The organism is Streptomyces torulosus (assembly GCF_001419765.1).
In the GTDB taxonomy this organism is placed as follows: domain Bacteria; phylum Actinomycetota; class Actinomycetes; order Streptomycetales; family Streptomycetaceae; genus Streptomyces; species Streptomyces torulosus.
Map to the genome: position 1 here is coordinate 1 of NZ_LIRK01000393.1, position 4,961 is coordinate 4,961.

The following is a 4,961-nucleotide window of genomic DNA, read 5'->3' on the forward strand; positions in this document are numbered from 1 at the left end:
CGCTCGCCCGGTCGGCCCCCATTGACTCACCCCACCGGCGAACATAGCGTCCCGTTCGACTGAACGAGCTGCATCCGTAATGTCGAACGCGAAGGATGTCCATGGCCCGCACAGCCCGCTTCACCCTCGACCCCGCCTTTCAGGTCGGCGAGGTCAACCCCCGACTGTTCGGCTCCTTCGTCGAGCACCTCGGCCGCNNGCCGGACCATCCGGCGGCCGACGAGGCGGGCCTGCGCACCGACGTCCTGGAGCTGGTCCGTGAGCTGGGCGTCACCACGATCCGCTACCCCGGTGGCAACTTCGTCTCCGGCTACAAGTGGGAGGACTCCGTCGGCCCCGTCGAGGACCGCCCCCGCCGCCTAGACCTCGCCTGGCGCTCCACCGAGACCAACCGCTTCGGCCTCTCCGAGTACATCGCCTTCCTGAAGAAGATCGGCCCGCAGGCCGAGCCCATGATGGCCCTCAACCTCGGCACCCGAGGCGTCGCCGAGGCCCTCGAACTCCAGGAGTACGCCAACCACCCCGCCGGCACCGCCCTGTCGGACCTCCGTGCCGCCCACGGCGACAAGGACCCGTTCGGCATCACACTCTGGTGCCTCGGCAACGAGATGGACGGCCCCTGGCAGACCGGCCACAAGACCGCCACCGAGTACGGCCGGATCGCCGCCGAGACCGCCCGCGCGATGCGCCAGATCGACCCGGGCGTCGAACTCGTCGCCTGCGGCTCCTCCAGCCAGTCGATGCCGACCTTCGCCGCCTGGGAGGCGACGGTCCTGGAGGAGACGTACGACCTCGTCGACCACATCTCCCTGCACGCCTACTACCAGCCCGAGAACGGCGACATCGACTCCTTCCTGGCCTCCGCCGTCGACATGGAGTCCTTCATCGAGAACGTGATCGCCACCGCCGACCACGTGGGCGCGAAGCTCAAGTCGAAGAAGAAGATCAACCTCTCCTTCGACGAGTGGAACGTCTGGTACATCTCGAAGTGGCACGAGATCGAGAACTCCGAGACCCGGGACTGGGCGGAAGCCCCCCGCCTCCTGGAGGACAACTACAGCGTCACCGACGCCGTCGTCTTCGGCTCCCTCCTCATCGCGCTGCTCCGGCACGCCGACCGCGTCACCGTCGCCTGCCTCGCCCAACTCGTCAACGTCATCGCCCCGATCATGACGGAGCCCGGCGGTCCCGCCTGGCGGCAGACGACGTTCTTCCCCTTCGCCCAGGCCGCGCGGTACGGCCGCGGCCGGGTCCTCGACGTACGGGTGGACTCGCCGACGTACACGACGGAGAAGTACGGGGAGGCGGACCTGCTGCACGCGACCGCCGTGCGGGCCGAGGACGGGTCGGTGACCGTGTTCGCGGTCAACCGGAGCCGTACGGAGGCGCTTCCGCTGGAGGTCGCGCTGGGCGGGCTCGACCTGAGCAGGGTGGTGGAGCACAGCGTGCTGGCCGATGCCGACCCCGACGCCCGGAACACGCTCGCGGAGCCCGAGCGGGTCGGTCCGCACGCGGGCGAGGGGACGACGCTGGAGGGCGGGCTACTGAAGGCCGCCCTCGAACCGCTCTCCTGGAACGTGATCCGCCTCGGCTGATGCCGGACGGCCCCGCCGACGCGCACGGCCGCGTGGACTCGGGGCGGGTCTCCCGGTCCGCCCCGCGTGGCCGACAATGTGGGCCATGAGGATCTCTGCACGGGCGGACTACGCCGTACGCGCGGTACTGGAGCTCGCCGTACGGCAGGACGACGACCCCGTGAAGTCCGAGGTCATCGCGACGGTGCAGGAGATCCCCCACAAGTTCCTGGAGGGCATCCTCGGGGACCTGCGGCGCGGCGGCCTCGTGACGAGCCGCCGCGGCGGCAGCGGCGGGTACCGGCTGGCCCGGGACCCCGCCGCGATCACCGTCGCCGACATCATCCGCGCGGTGGACGGGCCGATCGTGTCCGTACGGGGGGAGCGCCCCACCGGCCTCACCTACACCGGCTCCGCCGAGCCGCTGCTGCCCCTGTGGATCGCGCTGCGCGCCAACGTGCGCCGCATCCTGGAGGGCGTCACCGTCGCCGACATCGCGGCCGGCGCGCTGCCCGAGCCGGTCCGGCGACTGGCTGCGGAACCGGCGGCCTGGGAGAACCCCTAGACCCGCCCGGCGACCCGGTCCGACGCAGTACGAGCGTGCCCGTTCGTCTCTCCCCGGGACGCCCCGCCCGTCACAGCGTTGGAACCAAAACGCAACGCCCCCGGCCCGTGCGGCGCGGGCACGCACCATACGATCAAGCCCGAACGCGAGCACGTACGGGCGAGATCCGTATATACGTACAGACGCGTCCCGGGTCCGGCCGGCGGCATCGGCCGGGCACGGGCGGCGCCGCCGGGCGACGGGACGTGCCCGGCGTGCTCGACCTGGGAGAAGTGCCGGAAGCTGGAAGTGGGGAAACCGTGCGCCACAAGGCCCGGATGATCGTGGCGGCCACGGCCGCGCTGACGCTCGCGGCGGGGCTGTCCGGCTGCGGCGGGGACGCGGACGCCGAGTCCGGCCGGGTCTCCCTGACCGTCGTCGCCACCAACTACGGCGACAACGTCCACAAGAACTCCGAGGGTTACTGGGACCGGGTCGTCCTCGCCTTCAACGCCGAACACCCCGACATCGACGTGAACGTCGACGTGTACGCCCCGGACGAGGTCGACGAGAAGGTCGCCGAGCTGGTCGAGCGGGGCGAGACGCCCGACATCGTGCAGGCCGACGGCTACTCGCAGTACGCCGCCCAGGGCCTCCTCTACAGCGCCGACGAGGTGCTGTCGGTGCCGGTCCAGGCCTCCTTCGTACCGAGCCTCGCCGACGCCGGCGAGCTGGAGCGGGTGCAGTACGGGCTGCCGTTCACCGCGAGTACCCGGCTGCTCTACTACAACAAGGACCTGTTCGCCGCGGCGGGCCTGCAGCCCCCCAAGAGCTGGGACGGCCTCCTCACGGCGGCGCGGAAGTTGAAGGCCCAGGGCGTGGAGTCCCCGATCGCCGTGCCGCTCGGCCCGGAGGAGGCCGAGGCCGAGACGCTGATGTGGCTGCTGGCCGGTGACGGCGGCTACACCGACGACTCCAACAGCTACGACCTCGCGTCCCCCGCCAATGTGCGAACGCTGACCTGGCTGCGGGACAAGCTGGTCGGCGAGGGCCTCGCCGGCCCGATCCCGCCCGGCCAGCTCAACCGCGACGACGCCGTGCAGGCCTTCCTGCGCGGTGACGCGGCCATGGTCAACGGCCCGCTGTCGCTGATCCGCCAGATCGAGGACTCCTCCGACTCCGTGCCCTACGGGTCGGTCCCGCTGCCGAGCCGCGACGGCCGGGCCACACCGGCCATGGGCACCGCGGACTGGATCGTCGCCTTCAAGAACGACGACCACCGCGAGGCGATGGGGCAGTTCCTCGACTTCCTCTACAGCGACAAGTACGTGATCGAACAGGCCGCCGAGTACGAGCTGCTGCCCGTCACCACGACCGCCGCCGACGCGATGCGCGCCGACAAGCGCCACAAGGCGCTGTGGAGCGGCCTGGACACCCTGCAGAACCTGCGGCTCTACCCCGTCGCCGAGACCAACTGGTCCCAGGTGGCCGCCGCCATCCGCAAGCAGATCGGCGGGGCGGTGAAGTCGAACGGCAATCCGCGGACGGTCCTGGAGTCGATAGCGACGGTCGCGAAGACGGCCGAATGAGCGGCTGACCCGGCGCGTACGACTCGGCACCCCTTTCACCGGCCCCCTTCCGCACTGTGCGGGAGGGGGCCGCTGCCGTCGTGTGCGGCGGAGCCGGAGCCGCACTGCCCTGATCGGCGGAGCGGTGCGCCGCCCTGATCGACGGACGACAACCGATCAGCCGAGGTTGAGCGGAAACGATCGAGGTTCGGTCGAATTCGTACGGTTCCGACCAGGCACAATGCCCTCTCGATCTCCTGGGTACTCATCGGGCGAGCACGGCTAGCGTGGGCGGCGTGCGGCAGTTCGCCTTTGACGCCCAGCGCACCGTGCCCGGGCACTTCGACCCCCATCGAGAGGAGGCGGCTGCGATGCCGGGCGGGGAGACAGACGGCGGAACCGGCGGCACCGGCGGCCCGAGCGGCAGCGTCCTCGGCGCTCCCGTGGGCCCACCGGTCGGCACTCCTGCCGGTACACCGGTCGGCACCCCTGTCGGCGGCGCTCCGAACCGCCGCGGCACGCTCCTGCTGAAACGGCACTTCACCGGCGAGAACCTGCCCCAGGTACGGGCCCAGGTCGAGGACGCGGCGGCCGCCGCGGGCCTCGGGGGCGTACGGCTCGGCGAGTTCACCCTCGCCGTCAGCGAGATCGCCGCCAACGCGGTGGAGCACGCCGGCGGCCGCGGCCGACTGGAGCTGCGCCGGCTCCCGGACGAACTGGAGTGCCGGATCACCGACGACGGCCCCGGCTTCGTCCCCGCCATCCCCGAACTCCTCCCCGGCCTCACCGAAGGCTGCCGGGGCCGCGGCCTCTGGCTCGCCCACCTGGTCACCGACCGCCTGACGGTCACCCCCGACACGACAGGAACAGGCGCCGAGGTCACCCTGGCCCTCCGACTCACCTGAGAACACCCGGCGTGAGCTTGCGGCGTCCTGGGCTGATCGGGCTAAACGTGGTCGTGCGATCCGGGACACCGGGTACGGCGTCAGCGTGCGGGGCCCCTGCTCCACCAGAGGATGGTTCAGGGTCTCCCCGTCGCCGCCGGCCGTACCTGTATGGCCAGGTCGCGCAGGGAGCCGGCCTCCCGGGCCCGGACCACGCACAGGATGCGTGTCGCCGCCCCGGGGTCGAGAACGCCGGGGACCTGGGGGTACCTCCCACGCCCTTAAGGCAGTGGGGGAGCGCCCAAGACCGTTCGGGGCGTGCGGCTGAGCGGGCTCACTCATGCTCAGTCCACAGGAACGGTTCGGGCACAACCCGGGCCCTCCGCCCGCG

The 4,961-nt window shown here is 71.5% G+C and carries 4 protein-coding genes and 1 pseudogene; all 5 read left to right on the forward strand.

Annotated elements, in window-relative coordinates:
• Positions 1 to 101: 101 nt before the first annotated feature.
• On the forward strand, positions 102 to 197 hold a 96-nt coding region (locus AOK23_RS52230), incomplete at its 3' end, for a hypothetical protein (RefSeq protein ID WP_476718306.1).
• Positions 198 to 199: 2 nt separating this feature from the next.
• Positions 200 to 1,595: pseudogene (gene arfA / locus AOK23_RS26375) on the forward strand (arabinosylfuranosidase ArfA); the annotation flags it as partial.
• 85 nt (positions 1,596 to 1,680) lie between these two features.
• Positions 1,681 to 2,139, forward strand: coding sequence for an RrF2 family transcriptional regulator (locus AOK23_RS26380; RefSeq protein WP_055537546.1), 459 nt, complete (start codon positions 1,681 to 1,683; stop codon positions 2,137 to 2,139).
• 299 nt (positions 2,140 to 2,438) lie between these two features.
• Positions 2,439 to 3,707 (forward strand): ABC transporter substrate-binding protein, encoded by a 1,269-nt coding sequence (locus tag AOK23_RS26385; RefSeq protein WP_240496563.1) that lies wholly within the window; start codon positions 2,439 to 2,441, stop codon positions 3,705 to 3,707.
• A 503-nt stretch (positions 3,708 to 4,210) separates the two neighbouring features.
• Entirely contained in the window at positions 4,211 to 4,591 is a 381-nt protein-coding gene (locus AOK23_RS52020; RefSeq protein ID WP_420823751.1) for an ATP-binding protein, read from the forward strand.
• Positions 4,592 to 4,961 lie beyond the last annotated feature (370 nt).

Bases quoted from the DNA above. Each gene is read 5' to 3' on its own strand.
- AOK23_RS26380 (WP_055537546.1), top strand. From the start codon at position 1,681: ATGAGGATCTCTGCACGGGCGGACTACGCCGTACGCGCGGTACTGGAG.